The organism is Bacillus sp. EB106-07-01-XG149 (assembly GCF_058791555.1).
The window spans coordinates 123,461-144,639 of record NZ_JBYTDP010000008.1; the positions used below are offsets into that span (position 1 = coordinate 123,461).

Here is a 21,179-nt window from a genome sequence, read left to right on the forward strand (position 1 = left end):
AGGTGAGGAAACAGAGAAGCCAGGTAAGGAAACAGAGAAGCCAGGTGAGGAAACAGAGAAGCCGGGTGGAGAAACAGAAAAACCAGGTGAAGAAACAGAGAAGCCAGGTGAGGAAACAGAGAAGCCAGGTGAGGAAACAGAGAAACCAGGTGGAGAAACAGAGAAGCCAGGTGAGGAAACAGAAAAACCAGGTGAAGAAGTAGGAGAGCCTAACTTACCAGAAAAAGAACAAGGCAGTTCCAATGATCAAAAACTTCCAGCTACAGGGCATAATACAAATTACCTTCCATTTATAGGTGTAATTCTTGTGTTATTAGGAATGCGTTTAAGATTTATGACTAAAAATAGCTAATAGATTTATAAAAGGCAGAAGAGAAATGTCATCTCTTCTGCCTTTTAGTTTTTAAATAGAAGAAATAAGGTAAAACCTTCTGTATTGACCTGCAAACGCCCTTCAAGTAAACTAAAGAGAGTTTGCAAATGAAAAGGTGATAATGTTGTTAATTTCAATTAAAACGCTACAAGATGATCGTTTTTTACGTCCGCTGCAAAATATTGGCGGCTTATTTTTTGAAGATAGTACGATTGGATTTGAACAAGAGGAAGCAAATCTTATCGTTGATATACACATTGAAGAGAATGTGAAAGCATCAGCTCGTTTAACAGATGTTGCTACTGGAAATGTGTATGAAGAAACTTTCGCAAAAGATTTATCTGCTTTCACAGATGAAAAAGAGCGTATGAAGCAAGTGAAGCACGTTGTTTCTTATGTATATCTTTCTGTTCTTCAGCAGTTAACTGGTCTTGAACAAAGCTGGGGCATTTTAACAGGAGTTCGTCCGACGAAACTTCTTCATAAAATGCTTCAAAGTGGTATGTCAAAAGAAGAAGCACACCAAGAACTTCGTGAAAGCTATTTAATTCATGAAGAGAAAATTGAACTTCTTCAGCGTATTGTGGATTGCCAATTAGCGGTAGTTCCGGATTTATACCGTTTGAAAGAGGAAGTAAGTATTTATATCGGTATTCCATTCTGCCCAACAAAATGTGCATATTGTACATTCCCGGCGTATGCAATTAACGGACGCCAAGGCTCTGTTGATTCATTCTTAGGTGGTTTACATTATGAAGTTCGTGAAATTGGTAAGTTTTTAAAAGAAAAAGGTGTAACAGTTACGACGATTTATTACGGCGGCGGTACACCGACAAGTATTACAGCAGAAGAGATGGATATGCTGTATGAAGAAATGTATGAAGCGTTCCCAGATGTGAAAAATGTGCGTGAAGTAACAGTTGAGGCAGGTCGCCCAGATACAATTACGCCAGCGAAGCTAGAAGTGTTAAATAAATGGAACATTGACCGTATTAGTATTAATCCGCAGTCATACCATCAAGAGACATTAAAAGCAATTGGGCGTCATCATACTGTAGAAGAAACAATTGAGAAGTATCACTTAGCTCGTGAAATGGGAATGAACAATATTAATATGGACTTAATTATTGGTCTTCCTGGTGAAGGGTTAGATATTTTCAAGCACACGTTAGATGAGACAGAAAAGTTAATGCCAGAATCGTTAACAGTTCATACGTTATCATTCAAACGTGCTTCTGAAATGACGCAAAACAAACGTAAATATAAAGTAGCAGGTCGCGAAGAAATTACAGCGATGATGCATGAAGCAGAAGAGTGGACGCAAAAGCATAATTACGTACCATATTACCTATATCGTCAAAAGAATATTTTAGGTAACTTAGAGAACGTTGGTTATGCAATGCCGACGCAAGAAAGTATTTATAACATTGTTATTATGGAAGAAGTTCAATCGATTATTGGACTTGGTTGTGGTGCATCAAGTAAATTTGTTCATCCGAAGACAGGTGCAATTACGCACTTCGCAAATCCGAAAGATCCAAAATCATATAACGATGGCTTCGTAAAATATACAGAAGACAAACTGAAAATTTTAGAAGAGCTATTTGTATAAGAAGAAAGAGGTTGTTCCGATTTGGAACAGCCTCTTTTTTATATTGTTGTGAGTAAGTTGCTATAATTTCATTTACCAAGAGACCACACTGTTTGTAAAACTATGTCGATAATAATCAGAAAAATTAGTCAAATTATTAGAGGACAATGTCTACTTATGGACGAAATGATAGATTTATGAAAGAGAAAAGGGGGAAATTGTTGGCATGTACATGACGATAGGGAGAATATTTGATTTAGCGGTTGGTAAGTATCCGAATACAGAGGCGTTAGTAGAGCCGGAAAAAAATATTTGCTGGACATATAAACAGTGGGATGAGCAAATAAATAAAACGGCGCAAGCTCTGTTGAAAGAAGGGGTAAGAAAGGGAGATACTGTATCTGTTTACTTATATAATTGCCGTGAATTTGTAAACGTTTACTTAGCTTGTGCGAAAATTGGGGCGATCTTTAACCCGATTAACTTCCGTTTAAAAGCAAAAGAATTATCTTATATCCTTCAAGATGCAGCCTCGAAAGTAGTAGTCTTTGAAAAAGCAGTTGAATCAACTGTTGCTATCATTGAACGAGATTTTCCAAATTCGTCTTTTTGGTATGTAGAAGACGATACACCTTCCTATGCTAGTTCTTACCATGAAAAAGTTAATGCGGCATCTTCTGACAAAGTAGATATCGAAATTGATGAAATGGATTATTGTTCTATGCTGTATACGAGCGGTACGACAGGTCATCCGAAAGGCGTATTGCATCGTCATCGTGAAATGACTGAGCATAGTATGATTTGTACGTATTTCTTAAAATATAATAGAGATAGTGCCGGACTTGTTGTAGCACCTTTATATCATTGCGGCGAGTTAAATGCTGGAATCATTCCGCGCATTCAAGTTGGCGGAAAGAATGTTATTTTGCATCATTTTGATACGGATAGAGTATTACATACGATTCAAGAAGAGAAGATTACGACGTTTTTTGCAGCACCGACGATGTGGAATATGTTACTGCAAAAAGATTTAACACAGTACGATTTAACGTCGATGAAGATTGGTATATATGGCGGAGCGGCGATGGCGCCAGCATTAGTGAAGGAATGTAAAGAACGTCTTTATATTGATCTTGTACAAATTTACGGAATGACAGAAATGGGACCAGTTGTTGCGTTCCTCGTGGAAGAGGATCAAATTACGAAAGCAGGTTCAGCAGGCACGCCATGCTTTAGTCATGAAATTCGCATTGTAAAACCGAACGAAGATGCACCAGCAGAGCCAGATGATGTATTGCCTCCTTATGAAGTAGGAGAGATTATTTTGCGCGGCCCAACTATGATGGCTGGTTATCATAACCGAGAAGAAGCAAATGCCAAATCGATGTATAAAGGATGGTATCACTCTGGTGATTTAGGTTACTTCGATAAAGATGGCTATTTATTCGTCGCAGATCGTGTGGATGATATGGTAATTAGCGGAGGCGTTAATATTTATCCACGTGAAATTGAAGATTTCCTTCATAGTCATCCTGGTGTATTAGATGTTGCGGTGCTTGGTGAGCCAGATGAATTATGGGGAGAACGTGTTGTGGCTGTTGTTGTAAAGAAAGATGAAGCGATTACAGAAGAAGATTTGGAAATATATTGTAAAGAAAGTGATGAATTAGCAGATTATAAACGTCCACGTCATTACTTATTTGTGGATGAACTGCCTCGTAATGCGAGTGGAAAATTACAGAAGTTTGTGCTTAGAGAGTCTTTAAAAGGAGCAAAAAAATAGAAAGTGGGGGATACCCACTTTCTATTTTTATTTACGTGAAAACCCTTCTTCATCAAGGTATTCCGCAGCTTCTGGATAAGAGTTGAATGTACCGTCTAAGTTTACACCAGCGTACACGTTCCACATATCATCCTCTTGAATAAGAGTTAGGATGTGGCCGTCTTCGTTCTTCCATTCTTCTTCTGCAGCAGGTTCCATTGATGTAACAATTTCTTCTGGCTCCTGTGATAGACGTTCAATTACTTTTTCAATTAATGAACGCAGTTCTTCTTCTGAAAACTCACGGATGTTAATCATGCCTTTATCATCAGTTTTATAACCTTTAATGAAGTTTGCATATACAAATCCGTTTCCGTTTGGATGTAAATGATATACAACGTTCTTTTTATCTAAACGACTTTCTTCAAAGTGAAAGTTCACGCGTTTTAATGATACGTTCTTTCTTTCTAATTCAGGGAAAGATTCAATAATCGATAATTTTTCTTCAAAAGTTAGCATAGTGCCTCCAAATATATAATAAAAGATTTAATTTATCTATTATAGCACAGTTACAATGGTTTCCAAAGATGCGGCGTGAGTTTACAATTGAATACGTTTACGTCACGATACTGTAAAAAGTGGACTAACGAATGTATTCTTTTAGGTGTACAATGGAACGTGGACTTAATGTGAAGGTGGTTATTTATATGTTTCAAAAAATAGCAAAGGAATGTTTAGCAGGTTTTACTGTTGCGATTGTTGCGTTGCCACTTGCCATTGCATTTGGTATTGCTGCAACGGGAACGTCTGAGGGAGCACTAGTCGGATTGTATGGTGCGATTTTTGCAGGTTTATTTGCGGCGTTATTTGGTGGTACACCGGGGCAGGTTACCGGGCCAACTGGACCGATTACGGTTATTGCAACAGGGGTTATTGCGACGCACGGGTTAGAGGCGAGTTTTATAGCCTTTATGATGGCGGGACTGTTTCAAATTTTATTCGGTGTATGTAAGCTTGGCTCTTACGTGCGATATATTCCGTATCCTGTCGTTTCAGGATTTATGAACGGAATCGCATTAATTATTATTTTAGGTGAAATAAAGCATGTGCAAAATAGTTTTCTACTCGTAGTATTAACGATTATTGTAATGATTGTTTCTGGAAAATGGATTAAGGCTATTCCATCTAGTTTAGTTGCATTAGTTGGTGTGACGGCTTTGCTTCCTTTATTTTCTTCTGCGTTAGAAGGGCTTACAGTGAAGTTGCCGATTATCGGAAACTTGTCATTAAATAAGGTGATTGAAAAGATTGGGACGATTCCAGAAGCGATGCCGACGCTTCATATTCCATCTTTAAGTGGAACAGGCATCGCAGAACTTATTTTACCAGCGCTTAGTATTGCTTTATTAGGATCGATTGACTCGTTGTTAACATCGGTCGTAATGGATAATGTGACGGGTACACGTCATAAAAGTAATAAAGAACTGGTCGGACAAGGTATCGGTAATATGATGAGCGGGTTGTTTGGCGGATTAGCAGGGGCAGGAGCGACTGTACGATCTATCGTGAATATAAGAAGCGGTGGTAAAACGGCGCTTTCGGCATGTATGCATAGTGTTATATTATTTATTTTCATTATGGGACTTGGATCGGTCGTACAATACATTCCGCTTGCTGTATTATCAGGTATTTTAATTTTAACTGGTATTGGCATGTTTGATTGGGAAAGCATGAAGAAAATGCATGTAGCACCAAAAGGTGATGTCATTGTTATGCTCGTAACGATGGTTGTCACAGTGAAGTTTGATTTAATGATCGCTGTTGCATTCGGTATTATTCTTTCGTTCCTTATATACATGGTGAAATGTAAAGAACGTAAAGCTTCTATTGTAAAAGAAAAGGAAGCGACGTATAAAATTAAAGGTCCACTTTCTTTCCTAACAGTGGATCGTGTTTTTCATACTTTACAAGACGTAAAGTCTCCAGTTGTTTTACGTATGAAAGATGTGCGCTATATGGATGTATCAGGAGCGATGGCATTGTTAAATTTTGTTGAGCAATCGGATAAAGCGGGCGCGAGTGTGACACTTGAGCAATTGCATCCGAGTATTGAACAAATAATCGTGACGATGGCAAGTAATGAGCAGAGGGAACAATTACAATTCTTAAAGGCAAAAACAAGTTAGAGATAAGAACCCTCACGTGATAAAATGTGAGGGTTTCTGATTATTCGCATGTGTATGTATTGAATTTGAATATCCAGATGTTATACGTCTGTTGACAATTGCTACACTTAGCAGTATAGTAACATTTTAGATTAGCAGTATGCTATCGTAATAAGTGTAAGAATTTTAAGATTTCTTTACGCTGAAAAGAAATCGCTTTAAGCTGGAGGGAATATTTGATGTACAAACAGTTACCACATGGAGTAAAAGTCGGGATTACACGTTCAATCGTTGCTTCTTTTGAGAAGTATATGAAAGAAATTGAATGGAACGAAGAAAAGTTTGACATACAACAATTTGTTGAACAGTGGAAACAATATTTATATACAAAATCAACTTGGATTAATAAAGTGGATGACAAGTTGAAAGAACATCCAGATTTCCATCAAGCGCTAGCAGTAAAAGTGAATGAGAAAATTAACGAGCTTATTAATGAAGAGCCGACTGAAGAGCAATTAAAAATTTTAAAAGATCACGAAGTAAATAATATAGATGATTTTTGTAAGTTGGAAGCAGCGTATCATATTGAACGTTTGTAGTTGAATTACATAACATTGTACATAAAAAAACAAGTCGTATAGGAAGAAAATACGACTTGTTTTTTATTTTGTTTATTTTGGAACAAATGCAGTCCATGTTGATAAATCAATATCTTGTTGAGCTACTACAGTTGTAGGGAAAGTAAATGTCCACGGTTTTGTTGAATTTGCTTTTATTTCAAAGTTTTTCAGATTGAAGCTACCTGTTGCAATGACGTTTCCAGTCGCATCTGAGATGTGAAGAGGCAGCTGTTCTATTGTAATATTTCGGTTGTGACCATTACGTAATAAGATCGTTGTATGTAAACCATTATTTTCGGCTAGACGAGCTTGTAATCCTAAGAAATTAAGTTCGTTTTCTTTAGGAGGTGTTAGGCCTGCAACGATTTCTTTTAATTTTTCTTTCGCAGAATCTGCTAGTTGTGCTGCCCAAGCAGGATCTAAATCTAAAGTATGTTCTTTATCAAATTCAAATGCTAATTGCCAATCTTCAGCAGACAATTTAGCATCCGTCATTGTAGATTCTTCAAAGGTAAATGTCCATGGCATATTCACATTGGAAGGGATGTTTTCTAAGTTTGATAGATCAAATGTTTTACGTGCGCAAATCTCATCGTCTTTATTTAATAGCAACAAAGTAATTGTTTCGAACGAAATAGGTTGCGTGACACTATTTCGAATGAATGTTGTAATGTAATACGTGTGATCACGTCGTTCAGCCTCGATACCAGCCAATGAAATTTGATTTTCTTGTAAGCTAGGTAATGACTTATGTAAAAATTGATAAATATATTTTTGTTCTTGTGCAACCTCGCCCCATGAAGGGTGGAAGTAAAGCGTAGGTTTTACGTTTTTACTTTTCAGTGAAGTTTCTTCTCCACCTAATAGTTGAGAACTAGAAACGACAGTATCTTTTCCTTTTTTCTTTCCTCTTTTTAAAAATGATAACATGTAATTCACCTCATTATACATTTTGTGGAACTTTTAAGTATCGTGCAAGATATAAAACCATTTCTTTCTCGAAATGACTATACGTTTGTAAGAAAATTTCAAGAGCTTCTTTTTGATAAAGGCGTATTGGGTCTTCTTGTTGATATTGCCTTAGTCCAATACCTTCTTTTAAATGTTGCATTGCACTTAAGTGATTTGTCCAATTTGAATCAAGGAAGTGTAGACCTAATTGACGTAATGCGTGTTGTGCACCCGTATTATTTTCTAAAGCTTTCACATGCTCTACATAATTTGAAATACTATCCTTTAATAAAATATGTAAATCCTCGATAGAGTGGACATTATTTGCTGATAATGAAGGGATTTCCTCGTTTGATAATAAGGCTTCTATCTCTTCTGTTAAACTTACATAATCCCATTCTTCTGGAAGCATACCTTCTATTACATATCTTTGTGCCACTGTATTTACCGCATGTTCAATCATTGGGATGACAGTCTCTATCATATTTGTTTCTACGTTTAAAAGGTTATTACGAAGTTTATAGATGACATTTCGTTGATCGTTAGTCACATCATCTAACTTTAAGTTGAATTCTCGTATTCCATAATGACCGCCTTCACAAATTAATTGTGTACGGTTTACGAAATCGTGAATTTTTTGAGTTAGAATGAGACCATCTTGATCAACTTTAAGTGATTTTTTTAATTTATCTACCTTTTCACCTGCGAAACGTTGAATCATCTCATCTTCTAATGAAAGGAAGAATTGGGAACTTCCAGGATCACCTTGTCGACCAGCTCTACCTTTTAATTGATTATCAACGCGGCGAGATTCATGTCTTTCTGTTCCTATTACATGTAAACCACCAAGCTCATGAACACCTTTTTCTAATAAAATATCAGTTCCGCGTCCGGCCATATTTGTAGCAATAGTAATTTGCCCTTTTTTCCCGGCTAGGGCAATTAAATCAGCTTCTTGCTCGGCGCTTTTTGCATTTAATAGTTGATAAGATAATTTTGCTTCATCTAAATAACGTGCAACTGTTTCAGATTGAAGGATGGACATCGTACCAATTAAAATAGGGCGCTGTTTTTTATGTATATGTAGTACTTCTTCACGGACCGCTTTATATTTTTCATCAGCAGTAACGTATATAACGTCTTGTTTATCCTCGCGAATGATAGGGCGATTCGTTGGGATTGAAATAACTTCCATATTGTAAACACGGTTAAATTCTTTTTCTTCTGTTTTTGCTGTACCAGTCATACCAGATAATGACGGATACATACGGAAGAAGTTTTGAATTGTAATAGATGCTTGTGTTTGATTCTCATCTGTAATCTGTAAGCCTTCTTTCGCTTCAAGCGCTTGGTGTAATCCATCGCTTAAAGAACGACCATCCATAATACGTCCTGTGAAAATATCAACGAGCATGATCTTCTCATCCTCGACAATATAGTCTACATCAAGTTGGAAAGCAACATTTGCACGTAATGCTTGAATCATATAATGATATAAAGTTTGATGTTCTAAATCATACAAATTATCAATATCAAATAAGTCTTCAATCTTTGTAATGCCATCTTCTGTGAAACTACATGTTTTTGTTTCTGCATCAAAAATATAATGCTCTGTATCTTGGAAGGTTTTCATTACCTTTGCGCATAAATGGTGAAAATCAGAACTACTTGATTTCTTTCCAGCAATGATAAGAGGTGTTTTCGCTTCGTCAATTAAAACGCTATCAATCTCATCAATAATAGCAAAGTGATATGGGCGCTGCACTTGTTGCTCTTTAGATGATGCCATATTATCGCGAAGATAGTCGAAACCAAACTCAGTCCCAATTCCGTATGTAATATCAGCTTCATAAGCTTGTTTTTTATCAATAGATGCCATTTTCCCCGTATTTAATCCAACTGTTAAGCCGAGAAATTCATGGACTTGTCCAATTAATTCTTTATCACGTTTCGCTAAATAATCATTTACTGTAATAACGTGAACGCCTTTTTTCTCAAGAGCACGTACGTACGTAGGTAAAGAGGAAACGAGAGTTTTTCCTTCTCCTGTAGGCATTTCAGCAATGTTTCCTTCTAGTAATACAAGGCCGCCGATTAACTGTACATCGTAATGACGAAGACCAAGAACTCTTTTTGCAGCCTCTCGAACGACAGCAAATGCTTCTATTTTTATATCGTCAACTGTTTTTCCATTTTGCAACATATGTTGAAAAGTAGCAGTTTTTTGACATAATTCATCATCTGATAATGTTTCCATTACAGATTCTAATTGATTAATATCATTCACAAGTTGTTCATAATTTTTAATCTTTCTTTTTTGTGAATCTCCCAACAACTTCTTGACCGAATTCAGCATTCTTGTAACACTCCTCTTACTGACAATAGATACATTATAGTATAGTTATACTAGAAAAAAGTAGAAATGGAAAGTGGTAGGAAGTTTGAGTGAAATCGTTTTGTGAGTAAGAATACTTTCGTTTTGTTGTAAAAAAGAAAGTATTCAATATATAAGAAATTTGGTATGATAATTTAATGAGATAAAATATGGTCTCTATAATTCGTAACAATACATTTAAGAATATATGTAAAAAAGAAAAGAGAAGGTACATGAATAAGAAGTTTGTAAAAGGTGCGGCAATTTTAACAATTACAACTTTTTTGTCGAAATTGCTTGGTAGTTTTTTTCAAATTCCGTTACAAAATATTGCAGGGGATGAAGTGCTTGGTATTTTCCGCCTCGTGTTTCCTGTATATATGATTGCGCTCACATTGTCAGTAGCTGGTGTTCCGCTAGCAATTTCAAAACTGATCGCAGAGTTAAAAGAAAAAAATAAAGAAACAGAAATTGCAAAATTATTTAAATCTGCATCGATTATAGGAATGGCTTTTGGTGCATTTGGATGTTTGGTGATTATATTATTTTCTACTGAAATGGCAAGTATGCTTGGTGGACAAGAAACGAGGGTGCCCTTACTAGTTACGTCATCGGCGTTACTCGTTGCACCATATATGGCGGTTTATCGTGGGTATTTTCAAGGATTCGGTGATATGAAACCGACGGGGATTTCACAAGTCATTGAGCAATTTGTACGAGTATTTTTTATGTTAATCATCGCTTATATATTAGTATATTGGAATGAAAGTAGTGCTGTTATTACTAGTGGGGCAATGGTTGGATCTTTTCTTGGAGTAATAAGTTCGCTTATATATTTACGTATGACGTACAATAAAAGTTCATACCGATATAAGAGCAACTCGTATTCACTGCAAGATTTGAAAAAAGATGGAAAGAAAATATTGCAAGTATCTATTCCAATTGCTATTGGAGCTTTATCCATGCCACTTTTAAATTTGGTGGATTCGTTAACAGTGCCGCACGTGCTGCAAGGATCGTCAGCCGAAATTCAAGCGCAATTTGGTATATATAGCCGTGGTTCTGCATTTACACAATTAATCGTTGTTTTCGCAAGCGCAATTGTATTTCCATTAATACCATTATTAACGTCTGCGCTAGCAAAAAAAGATATGAATTTAGCAAAAACGACAGTTCAAAATACGAACTCAATTATGCATGTGCTAACAGCCCCGTTAACGATATGGTTAATTGCATTAACGGTTCCGTTAAATGTGGGATTGTTTACAGATGCGAAAGGAAGCAGTATGTTAGCTGTTATGATTGGTAGTTCGTATTTTACATCGGTTATGGTATTATCAATAGGAGTTTTACAAGGAATTAACCGCTCTGCCCAAGCTGCTTGGATTGTTATCGGCGCAAGTTTTGTGAAATGTTTCTTAAACATAGTATTAACAAAAAAGTTTGGCATAGATGGAGCGGCTTATAGTACATTGATTATATATGTGTTAATCTGTATCGTAAATCATCTGTACATTCGAAAATATCTTTCCTATTCTGTTCATATAGGGAGATTTTTTATTGTAATAGGTGTATCTTGTATTTTAGGATTAGGATTATATGAACTATCTACTATGATAGATGTTACATCTTCAAGAATTATTGCGTTATTATATAGTGGTATAGCACTCGCTATTGCAATAATTTTGTATGCGGTATGTGCTTTGAAATTAAACTGGATATCAACAAAACAAATACCATTTTTGAAAAGATAAATATAGAACTACGAAATGTAAGGATTGGAATTCGGACGGGCTTATTGTGAAGATGCTTTTTTAGGTAAGGAGTTGGTGCCAATGATAGATGAAATGATTGGTTACCAAATGTTGGAGGAGATTAAGAGTGCGGTTAGTTTTATCAGGATATTATGGTTTTTATAACGTTGGAGACGAGGCTATTCTACAATCGATTATTGAATCGTTACATAAAGAGAATCCGAATATTGAACTCGTTGTGCTGTCAAATGACCCTGACTATACAAGGAAAATGTACGGAGTAGAAGCGGTGGATCGTTGGAGTATCAAATCGGTTTATGATGCAATTAAAAAAAGTGATGGGCTTATTAGTGGTGGAGGGAGCCTCCTCCAAGATAAAACGAGTATAAAAAGTATTTTATACTATACGGGTATTATGTGGCTTGCTCGTATGCTAAAAAAACCGTATTACATTTATTCACAAGGAATAGGTCCGATCACAAAAAGGCATAATCGACTATTAGTGAAATGGCATTTGTCGAAAGCTGCATATATATCAGTTCGCGATGAGGATTCATTTTTATACTTAAAGGAACTTGGCATGAAAAGGGATATTGAACTTGTTCCAGATCCAGTTTTAACATGGAAACGAAAAAAACAATCAGATTGGCTACAAAAACATTCTCTGCATGGGAAAATAATTGCAGTGAGTGTGCGTCACTGGAATGCAAAAGAAGATTATATAAAAAAGTTAGCGATGGCTTTAAAAAAATTAAAGCAAGAAGGGTACCAAATTTTATTCGTCCCGATGCATGGTCCGTTTGATCAAAATGCTTCGCGTGATGTAGTGGATTTAATGGGAGAAGAGACGTATATGCTTCCATATAAAATGGATATTGATGAGAAAATATCTATTTTATCAGAATGTACCCTTTTAATTGGTATGCGTCTTCACGCTCTTATTTTTTCGGCTGTCGCGAAAACACCGATGGTTGGAATTTCATACGATCCAAAAATCGATTCATTTTTAAGACAAGTGAATCAACCGGTTATAGGAAGTGTGGATGGAGACTGGAGTGCAGACGATTTATATAAAATTGCGAAAAAGCAAGTGACGCAGCATGAAGAGATACAACAATCCCTGCAAAGAAGAGTGGATGAGCTGCAACTGCAAGGAGAACAAGCGGCTCAGAAAATTATTTATCATATAGAAAAAAACACTCTACAGAAAAAGTAGAGTGTTTTTTTTGTTAGTGTATTTCTTTACGTTGAAATCTTTCTTTTATATATTGTGTAATAAGATAGACACCGTACCCTTGTATAATCATAAATGCCGGGATGATAAAGTAGCGATAGCGCGATTGAATTTCGATGAAGAAGTGCACGCCTACATACCCTAAAATTAATAATGAGAAGAACAGTAACGTTTTATTTCGTTGTTCTTTTATCGTTTTGATGGAAGCTATGCAAGCGAATATGCAAATGCTTACGTAACATAATTTTTCTAACGTCCACAGTAATTTTGATAATTCGGGTTTTGGATGTCCTTCTAATCCCCAATAAATGGCTGCGTCATAATCTCCCCACATAACTTTAAATTTATCTTTGAATAACAATAATAGTTGTCCTTTATCGGCAGTTCTTTCTTTAATGAGCTGTTTTTCAATTTCGAAACGTTCCTCGCCAATCGGATATTGAAAAACAAGTTTATGGTCAGGAAAAGAAAATCCACCTGTTGTTTCAGTATTGAATCCGACTACAAATTTCCAATAAGGGTCTCGACTAGATAATGGATATTGTGTAACCCCTGTAGAGATTAATGTATAGCTAAAGATGAAATGTACGATGTAATAAATCCCAATCATGCCAATTAGCTTCGATACAACCATTTTTTTATTCAGTGGCTGATCACCAATTATATGAGTGATCAGTAAGAAAAGAATGAGAGCTAGTAAAATAACAATACCAATCGGTCTCATAATATCGCCAAATGCAATAAGAATACTAACAAATATCCACGCATATGAATGCGAGATTCCTTTTTTTACGAGAAGATAAAAACCAGCATAGAATAGAACTGTTGCGAGATGCTGATTTGTTAGTACAGAAGTCATCATAATGTTAGGAATATAGGTTGCGAAAATAAGTGCGGCAACTCTACCGCTAAATTCGTTAAATAGATGCGTAGCTATGCGATATATAAAGTACGTAATACCAGTGCAGTACAGTATGTTTAATAATTTAATCGCTAGTACACCTTCGCCAAACAATTTGATGACGCCAGCTTGGTACATTGTAAAGCCTAATTGATATACCCAAGTAGTAAAATATGCTTTGTCCGCGAATGAGAAATTGTTATGTGCTGCATCAACGGCTCCGTTATACATTTGTTCGAAATCTTGTACGACATTTGTTTGAACTGTTAACACCCATGCAAGACGAAGTGTGAACGCTAGTAGACAAATAAAGATGATAAATTGTGTTTGAGTGAAAAATCGATTCACGATGATAGACATGAATATAATACCGATTAAAACGACTATAAGTGCCACTATAAGGAAATAGGGATGGTCGTACTTCGGTTCAATTATTAAAAATTGCAATGAGTATATAAGAGTCATTACAAAAAATAACAATGTTAATATTTGCAGTGATTTAAATGCAAATGCATATAATCTAGGCATAATGATCCTCCGTAGTATGTAATATCTTTGTAGTTATTTCTATATAAACAGAAATAACTACGTCATTATATCATAAAGGATTTTACGGTTGTAAAAGGAATGGAGTACATAGGGAGATTAGTAGGATATATAATATTTTAATATAATAAAATACTTATTTTCAAAAGGCTGTATGTTAATTTTTGTTTATCATGTTTATATAATTAGTATATAATCGGTGTTGGAATGATAAATTCGTTGATTACGAGGAGGATTACATAACCGTGAAGAAATTTTCAAAAGGTATTACAGCAGTTGCGTTAACGGGGTCATTGCTTTTAACTCCTATTTCAAGTTATGCGGCGAGTGATGATATTACAGGTCATCTATTTGAGCAGCATATGCGTACTCTTATTAATAAAGGGATTATGTCAGGATATGGAAATGATGTGTATTTACCTGACAAAGAGATAACGAGAGCAGAGTTTGCTACATTAGTAGCGAAAGCATTACAACTTCCACAAGCAGATTCGAATTTTAATGATGTGCCAAAAACATACGGCTTATATGACGGTGTAAGTAGAGCATTCGGAGCGGGAATTATTAAAGGGCGTAGTCCTGAGACTTTTGCACCAAATGATGTGATTACACGTGAAGAAATGGCCGTAATGGTAAAACAGGCGCTAGATTATAAAAAGGTTAACGTAACTGTAAGTCCGCTTACATTTGCTGATACGAATCGTATTAACTATAAAGAACATGTACAAGTTATGGTAGCTACAGGGATTATTAAAGGTTATCCAGAAGATAATACGTTTAGACCGCATCTATCAGCGACAAGAGGTATGGCTTCGGCGATGCTGAACTTAATGCTTAATAAAATTGGTGGTGGAGAGACGCCTGTAGAAACAAAGAATTATGTGTTGTTAAATGATGCCGGGAAAGTAGTAGAGCGTTACACTACATATAAAGAAGCTGTTACAGCTGCACAAAATAAAGGCATCAATGCAGTGAAGTATGAAAATGAATACGTATGGATTAAAGATGGCTTTGCAACTGCGAAGAGAGTTACTGGAAATACAATTAATATTTACGGTGAAAATTTAAAAACAGTATATACATACCTTGAGTATGGAACAGAATTTAAAGTGTTAGAAGTTGGAGAAGATCGTGTGAAAGTGCAACTCTCTGATTTAACAGGTTATGTGAAGAAAAACGAAGTCACTTTAGTTCCAGAAAAAGAAATGCAAAAATCAACTTATTATGTTGCCAATGATGGATATTTATATCATAGATATTATGAGTTTGAAAAGAAGCCGAGCTATACAGGATATAGATACGGTGCGGCACCTGCCTTTATGAAACCAGGGCAACAAATGGAGAGTATAGATGGAAAAACATTTGGAAATGAAACGTTCTATCAATATTTTAATTACTTATCATTACGTTCTAAAACAGAGTACACGGCAGAACAATTAGATAGTTATATAAAATCAGTTAGAGCAGATTCCCCATTAATCGGTTTAGGAAAGAAATTTAAAGAAGTAGAAAGCAAGTATAATGTAAATGCATTATTCCTATATTCATTAGCAGCTCATGAGAGTCAGTATGGAACAAGTGAACTTGCGCGAGATAAAAATAATTTATTTGGCTTAAATGCAACGGATGATAATCCATATGGTAAAGGTAAAACATTCAATTCAAAAGAAGATTGTATTGAAGATGCTGCAAAAGTATATATGAATGAATGGTATTTAAATCCAGGACATTGGCGTTATACAGCAGCGTATACAGGTGATAAAGCTGGTGGTATAAATATGAACTATGCGTCTGATGCAAACTGGGGTAAAAAAGTAGCAGGGCATATGTTCCGTTTTGATTCGTACTTAGGTAAAAAAGAGTACAACAAATATAAACTTGCACGTGTAACAAGCAAGGTAGAAGTGAAAAAAGATCCTCGTACGTCGAATGAACGACTGTATAACTTAGCGGCAAATAAAGTTGTTACAATTACAGGCGAAGAAACGATAAATGGACAAGCGTGGGTTAAAATCATTTCTGATGATCCTGCTGTAAATGAAGCGTATGTTGTAAAAGAAAATGTAGAGTACGTAAAACACTAATAAAGAAAAAACAAAAAGACTGATCACTTAGATGATCAGTCTTTTTATTTGTCGAATAAAATCAATAAATGAACTAAATGCTATTTAATAACATTTATACGAAAACAATCCCATTATATAGAAATTAATAACAAAAAATTCGACAAAATAACAAAAATAAAGTGCATTATTGTCGAAGAGTGTCGATAATTTTAAAGAGTGTAAATTATCATTTCATTTATATTATGTGCTATAATGCTATTTGTATATTAAATATAAGCGATGTATATACGTTTACATATTAGAAAAGTTGATAAATATATAATTCGACAAACATTTTAAATTTGTCGAATTATGCGATAAGAAATTCTTTTAAAAAAAAGAATTATGACGTATTATATACATGGTTTAACTTTTTGGAAAAAGATAGTATTTATTATGGCTAATAAACTACTATTTTTCAAAAAGTGTTTGTAGATTAATATATGAATTTAGTAAATCACTAGTTTTTCAAATACATATTTCTAAAGCTAGTATTATATTTCTCAAGGAGGAAAATAAATCAATGGCAAAAAATAAGTCTTTTAACAAATTAATGGCTGGTACAATGACAGCTGCAATGGTAGCAGGAGTAGTAGCTCCAGTTGCTGCATCTGCACAAGAAAACGCATTTAAAGATGTTCCAAGTGGTCAGTGGTATACAAAAGCAATCAATGAAATGGCTGCAAAAGGAATCATCTCAGGTATGGAGGACGGCATATTTGGTTTAGGTCAAGATGTAACTCGTGCTCAAGTAGCTACTTTCATGGTAAAAGCGAAAGACATTAAACCTAATTCAACAAAAACTTCATTTACAGATGTAGATGTAAATGAATGGTATGCTCAATACGTTTCAGCTGCTGAAACTAACAAAATCATGGCTGGTATTGGCGACAATAAATTCGGACCAAAAGATCAGTTAACTCGTGCACAAATGGCACAAATTCTTGTTAACGCATACGGCTTCAAAGCTGATGAAAACAACAAGAAAACTTTCAATGACATTGACGGTTTATCTTGGGCAACTGCAAAATCTTCAATCGAGACTCTTGCAAGCCTAGGTCTTATCTCTGGTTACGGTGATGGCACATTCCAACCAAACAAAGTTGTATCTCGTGAGGAAGCTGCTCAGTTCATTTACAATGCAATGAACTACAAACAACCAGAAGCAAAAGTTGTTTCTGCAACTCCAATCAATGCTAAACAAGTAGAAGTTAAATTCGGTACTGAAGTTAACATCGATACAAAAGACGCAGCTAAAAAAGCTGAAGCTTTAAAATTATTCACTTTAGAAGGTAAAGATGCTACAGATATCACTGTTTCTAGTGACAACAAAACTGCTGTAGTAACTTTCGAAAACTTAAACGATGTTAAAGACGTTGTATTAGTTGTAAACCCAGTTGCAACAAAAGCTGATGCTAAAGTAAAAACTGGCAAATTTACACAAGTAATCACTTACAAAGATACAGCTCGCCCAGAAGTTAAAGGTGTAGAATATGTAGATGTAAACACTGCTAAAGTTTTATTCTCTGAGCCAGTTAAAGACATCGGTAAAGTAACTGGAACACAAGGTGCAACTTTAAAATTATTTAACTCAGGCGACAACTTCGCAACTATCGATTTATCTGCAGTTAAAGAAAACACTGAAGCTGTAGTAACAATCGTTGGTGCTACTGACTTTGCTGGTAACTTAATTTCTCCAAACCCAGCAAAAGTAAAAGTTAAAAAACAAGCGATCGATAAAACTGCACCACAAGTAACAGGTGTAGAAGCTATTTCTAACAACCAATTAAAAGTAACATTCTCTAAAGAATTTACAGCAACAGCATTAGAAGATGGTGTTACTGTAAATGGCGCTCCAGCAACAAAAGTTGAACTAGATAAAGAAAACAGCAAAGTTGCTTACGTAACAGCTAACTTAGTAGATGGAATCAATAATTTCGCAGTTAAAGCTGGTACAGCTGATAGCGTTGGTGCTAAATTAGAGAAAGACTACAAAAAACAAGTAGTTGTTACTCTTAAAGAAGATAAAGTAGCTCCAGAACTAGTTAAGCATGAAGTTGTAACTGAAGATAACAAACAAGTTCTTGTATTAACTTACAATGAAGATGTAGCAGATTTAGACCCTACAAAACTTCCAGAAGCAGGTACTTTAGTTAAGGATTATGTAACTACAACACCTAACTTTGATGTTACAGCTGCAGTAGACAGCAAAAACAAAAAAGTTGTTAAAGTTGATTTATCAAAATTAGCAACTGGAAAATGGACAGTTGATTTAGGTGCAGGATTTACTAAAGATACTGCTGCTAATGCAACAAAAGCAAAATCACTTACTTTTGATGTAGGTACAGTTAAAAATGAAGTTAAAGGACTTACTTACAGCGTAGCTCCTACAACTACAAACAATGAAGTAATCATTACATTTGCTGGTCAAGTTGACGGTGCTTCAGCTACAAATGCAGCAAACTATGCAATCGAAGGTGCAAAAGTAGAAAAAGCTGTATTAACTGCTAATACTAGCGAAGGTGCTACAGTAAAACTTACATTAAAAGCTAATTCAGTAGAAGCTACTGGTAAATATGCTGTATCTGTAAACGGTGTTAAAGATAGCACGAAAGCTGTAGAAGCAAAAGCTGGTGAAAATGCTAATCTATATGTTGAAATTACTGAAAACGTAGCTCCAACAGTAGAAAAAGCTGAGCTTGTAGACGGTCAGAAATTAGAATTAACTTTCAGCGAAGCTGTTAAAAATGTTGACGCTGCAGACTTCATCGTTCTTCTTGACGGTAAAAATGCTGCTGAGTTAGAAAATAAAATTACTGTAGATGGAACTAAAACTAAAGTAGAAGGTTCTAAAGTTACATTCACGTTCAACCGTGCATTAGACAGCAAAGAACTTGCTAAAACTCTTACAGTAAAACCTGCTAAAGAAGGCGTTAAAGTTACTGATGAAAAAGGTAACCCACTAGCTGCTTTCGAAAGCATTACTGTTAAAAACATCATTAAGTAATATATAATGATAAAAAAGCGTTTCAAAGGTAGCTGAATAGCTACTTTTGAACGCTTTTTATTTTTTCTATTTATAAGTATAAGAAAAGGTGCTCCAGAAGCCAGTGTAACTGACTCTTTGGAGCACCTTTTTTTTGCTATTCAATTTCCAAATCAACAACCATATAAGCAAGTATGACAGTAAAGAAAATACTTACGGCTGGCGCTGTTAGTACGTGTCCAGACATAAAGCCGATTCCGAGCGATAAGACGAGTGTGCTAGCTAATAGCATATGTTTTACGCTAAATAGTTTTTTGAAGTTTGTGATGATGCGAATGAATATTTTTATACCGAAATAAAGAAGTGGTAGTAAGTACATAAGGAATCCGACAATACCAAATGCGAAGAATAGGTCGTGGAAATCCATTTCGACCAATTTCATTTTCGTTGTATAGTTACCAGCGTATCCCATTCCAAATAGTTTTTGAGATAGTGGTGCTTCTTTATAGTATTGTTTGTATACTTTTAAAAACTTGTCGCGATCACTGTAAATTAAACTTTTCATTTCAGAGTCTGTTAGTTCGCCTTGTTTATGTTCTTCGTCTTTAATTACTTTTCCTTCTTTTCGGTCTTTTTCTTCTTGTACTGATTTTTTGTATTCATATATTTGTAAATGGATGCTCATGTTTTTTGCGATAGGAGTTTGCGGTGTAAGTACGAGTAACCCTCCTAATACGACAGCAGCAACAACTGTGTTTACAAGATATGTGAATCCTTTTCCTTCTTTTTTACGATGTATCATGTATTCAATGAATAAGAAGAAAAGGGCGATACCAAGTGTAATAACGATGGCACCATAGCCTACTTTCGTTCCAATCATAATGCTTGCATACATCGCAAGTACAGTTGGAATCCAGTAATACACTTTTGAGAAAGAAGTTGTTTTATGAACCGAGTATAAGACAACGATTGGGAACATAATTGCGAAAATGGAACTTAAATCATTTCCAGCAAAGAACCATCCTCTTGAACCGATCTTTGAGTTCGGATAGCTTGGGAAATCTGTACCAGTTGCCATAGCCGCAATGATTGAAATACTTAAAATTAACGTTGCATATAAGAAATACGTAATGATTTTATGAAACGCATATTCGTTATTTTTTAATTTTTTTAGTGCGATAATATATCCAAACAGTAGTACAATTGGATATACACTTTTTAAAATGAATTTCACTTCTTCTCCAAATGAAACTGGAGATTTTACCATTAAATTATTCACAAGGCCGATTGCGAGTACGATGCCAAAGAGACATAAGTAGAGAATATATTTTTTCGCACCTTGTTGTTTATGGTGAAGAAGTAGATAACCTAATGCAAGAAGCATAAAGGCGAAACGGACTACGATTCCGACTGTTGCACTCATGTGTAATACATAGATTGAAAAAGACGTTAATAAATCTAAGATTGGTTGAAACACAATGAATAGCAGTAGGAAATGCGGGAAGGAGTTATCCGTCTGTTTTAACTTAGTAACCATATGTTCCTCCATTTCTTCATTCCTTTATTTCAGCACCTCTATATTAATAGGAAGGAGAATGAATTTCTATATTTAATTTTTTACATCAAACTTAAGAATACACCATTTCATTGTAATGGTAAATAGATGAAAAGTATGGATAAACCGACTTTAATTGCTATATTTTTCAACGGAATTGTATGTTTTATACGAGGCTATATACAAATTATGTGATTATTAGACAGAAAATTAAGAAAAAAGAAGGGTTTTTCACTTCCTTTCTATAATTATATAAGTATAA

At 35.2% G+C, this 21,179-nt stretch carries 14 protein-coding genes; 9 read left to right on the forward strand and 5 right to left on the reverse strand.

Features of this window, described 5'->3' with window-relative positions:
* From AC3WTA_RS24725 to AC3WTA_RS24735, 3 genes are all read left to right on the forward strand, one after another.
* Nucleotides 1–352: LPXTG cell wall anchor domain-containing protein (locus AC3WTA_RS24725; RefSeq protein ID WP_492333064.1), on the forward strand; the 352-nt coding region annotated here is incomplete at its 5' end.
* A gap of 142 nt (nucleotides 353–494) precedes the next feature.
* Nucleotides 495–1,985: a coproporphyrinogen III oxidase gene (locus AC3WTA_RS24730; RefSeq protein ID WP_002007015.1), complete on the forward strand. Its 1,491-nt coding sequence runs from the start codon at nucleotides 495–497 to the stop codon at nucleotides 1,983–1,985.
* A 205-nt stretch (nucleotides 1,986–2,190) separates the two neighbouring features.
* Nucleotides 2,191–3,747, forward strand: coding sequence for a fatty acid--CoA ligase (locus tag AC3WTA_RS24735; protein ID WP_492333065.1), 1,557 nt, complete (start codon nucleotides 2,191–2,193; stop codon nucleotides 3,745–3,747).
* A 27-nt stretch (nucleotides 3,748–3,774) separates the two neighbouring features.
* Here AC3WTA_RS24735 and AC3WTA_RS24740 read toward each other — a convergent pair whose 3' ends face one another.
* Complete coding sequence (locus tag AC3WTA_RS24740) at nucleotides 3,775–4,245, reverse strand: hypothetical protein (protein ID WP_087979590.1); 471 nt, start codon at nucleotides 4,243–4,245, stop codon at nucleotides 3,775–3,777.
* Nucleotides 4,246–4,397: 152 nt separating this feature from the next.
* On the opposite strand from AC3WTA_RS24740, the gene AC3WTA_RS24745 reads away from it, so the two are divergent.
* Both AC3WTA_RS24745 and AC3WTA_RS24750 read left to right on the forward strand, forming a co-directional pair.
* Nucleotides 4,398–5,912 (forward strand): SulP family inorganic anion transporter, encoded by a 1,515-nt coding sequence (locus AC3WTA_RS24745; RefSeq protein WP_098632626.1) that lies wholly within the window; start codon nucleotides 4,398–4,400, stop codon nucleotides 5,910–5,912.
* Nucleotides 5,913–6,130: 218 nt separating this feature from the next.
* Nucleotides 6,131–6,490, forward strand: coding sequence for a hypothetical protein (locus AC3WTA_RS24750; RefSeq protein ID WP_000278032.1), 360 nt, complete (start codon nucleotides 6,131–6,133; stop codon nucleotides 6,488–6,490).
* Between the two features lie 72 nt (nucleotides 6,491–6,562).
* On the opposite strand, the gene AC3WTA_RS24755 is transcribed toward AC3WTA_RS24750, so the two are convergent.
* Together AC3WTA_RS24755 and secA2 are read right to left on the reverse strand one after the other, a co-directional pair.
* A complete protein-coding gene (locus AC3WTA_RS24755; protein WP_098632623.1) occupies nucleotides 6,563–7,441 on the reverse strand; it encodes an accessory Sec system S-layer assembly protein in 879 nt (292 codons plus the stop codon).
* A 13-nt stretch (nucleotides 7,442–7,454) separates the two neighbouring features.
* Entirely contained in the window at nucleotides 7,455–9,818 is a 2,364-nt protein-coding gene (gene secA2 / locus AC3WTA_RS24760) for an accessory Sec system translocase SecA2 (protein ID WP_098715470.1), read from the reverse strand.
* Between the two features lie 251 nt (nucleotides 9,819–10,069).
* Here secA2 and AC3WTA_RS24765 point away from each other — a divergent pair, with 251 nt between their 5' ends.
* Nucleotides 10,070–11,590, forward strand: a complete 1,521-nt coding sequence (locus AC3WTA_RS24765; RefSeq protein ID WP_098632619.1) for a putative polysaccharide biosynthesis protein — start codon at nucleotides 10,070–10,072, stop codon at nucleotides 11,588–11,590.
* Between the two features lie 127 nt (nucleotides 11,591–11,717).
* The gene (gene csaB / locus AC3WTA_RS24770) at nucleotides 11,718–12,806 is read left to right on the forward strand and encodes a polysaccharide pyruvyl transferase CsaB (RefSeq protein WP_098632617.1); all 1,089 of its coding nucleotides are present in this window, start codon (nucleotides 11,718–11,720) and stop codon (nucleotides 12,804–12,806) included.
* Nucleotides 12,807–12,819: 13 nt separating this feature from the next.
* Here the strand turns inward: csaB and AC3WTA_RS24775 are convergent, their stop codons facing one another.
* Nucleotides 12,820–14,253, reverse strand: coding sequence for a glycosyltransferase family 39 protein (locus AC3WTA_RS24775; protein WP_098632615.1), 1,434 nt, complete (start codon nucleotides 14,251–14,253; stop codon nucleotides 12,820–12,822).
* A gap of 263 nt (nucleotides 14,254–14,516) precedes the next feature.
* On the opposite strand from AC3WTA_RS24775, the gene AC3WTA_RS24780 reads away from it, so the two are divergent.
* Nucleotides 14,517–16,355, forward strand: coding sequence for an S-layer homology domain-containing protein (locus AC3WTA_RS24780; RefSeq protein WP_098632614.1), 1,839 nt, complete (start codon nucleotides 14,517–14,519; stop codon nucleotides 16,353–16,355).
* A 544-nt stretch (nucleotides 16,356–16,899) separates the two neighbouring features.
* Complete coding sequence (locus AC3WTA_RS24785) at nucleotides 16,900–19,383, forward strand: S-layer homology domain-containing protein (RefSeq protein WP_098632612.1); 2,484 nt, start codon at nucleotides 16,900–16,902, stop codon at nucleotides 19,381–19,383.
* 136 nt (nucleotides 19,384–19,519) lie between these two features.
* Here the strand turns inward: AC3WTA_RS24785 and AC3WTA_RS24790 are convergent, their stop codons facing one another.
* Nucleotides 19,520–20,899 carry an O-antigen ligase family protein gene (locus AC3WTA_RS24790; protein ID WP_070168443.1) on the reverse strand — a complete coding sequence of 460 codons (1,380 nt, stop codon included), beginning with the start codon at nucleotides 20,897–20,899 and terminating at the stop codon, nucleotides 19,520–19,522.
* Between the last annotated feature and the right edge of the window lie 280 nt (nucleotides 20,900–21,179).

Bases quoted from the DNA above. Each gene is read 5' to 3' on its own strand.
- AC3WTA_RS24730 (WP_002007015.1), top strand. From the start codon at position 495: ATGTTGTTAATTTCAATTAAAACGCTACAAGATGATCGTTTTTTACGT.
- AC3WTA_RS24735 (WP_492333065.1), top strand. From the start codon at position 2,191: ATGTACATGACGATAGGGAGAATATTTGATTTAGCGGTTGGTAAGTAT.
- AC3WTA_RS24740 (WP_087979590.1), bottom strand. From the start codon at position 4,245: ATGCTAACTTTTGAAGAAAAATTATCGATTATTGAATCTTTCCCTGAA.
- AC3WTA_RS24745 (WP_098632626.1), top strand. From the start codon at position 4,398: ATGGAACGTGGACTTAATGTGAAGGTGGTTATTTATATGTTTCAAAAA.
- AC3WTA_RS24750 (WP_000278032.1), top strand. From the start codon at position 6,131: ATGTACAAACAGTTACCACATGGAGTAAAAGTCGGGATTACACGTTCA.
- AC3WTA_RS24755 (WP_098632623.1), bottom strand. From the start codon at position 7,441: ATGTTATCATTTTTAAAAAGAGGAAAGAAAAAAGGAAAAGATACTGTC.
- secA2 (WP_098715470.1), bottom strand. From the start codon at position 9,818: ATGCTGAATTCGGTCAAGAAGTTGTTGGGAGATTCACAAAAAAGAAAG.
- AC3WTA_RS24765 (WP_098632619.1), top strand. From the start codon at position 10,070: ATGAATAAGAAGTTTGTAAAAGGTGCGGCAATTTTAACAATTACAACT.
- AC3WTA_RS24775 (WP_098632615.1), bottom strand. From the start codon at position 14,253: ATGCCTAGATTATATGCATTTGCATTTAAATCACTGCAAATATTAACA.
- AC3WTA_RS24785 (WP_098632612.1), top strand. From the start codon at position 16,900: ATGGCAAAAAATAAGTCTTTTAACAAATTAATGGCTGGTACAATGACA.
- AC3WTA_RS24790 (WP_070168443.1), bottom strand. From the start codon at position 20,899: ATGGTTACTAAGTTAAAACAGACGGATAACTCCTTCCCGCATTTCCTA.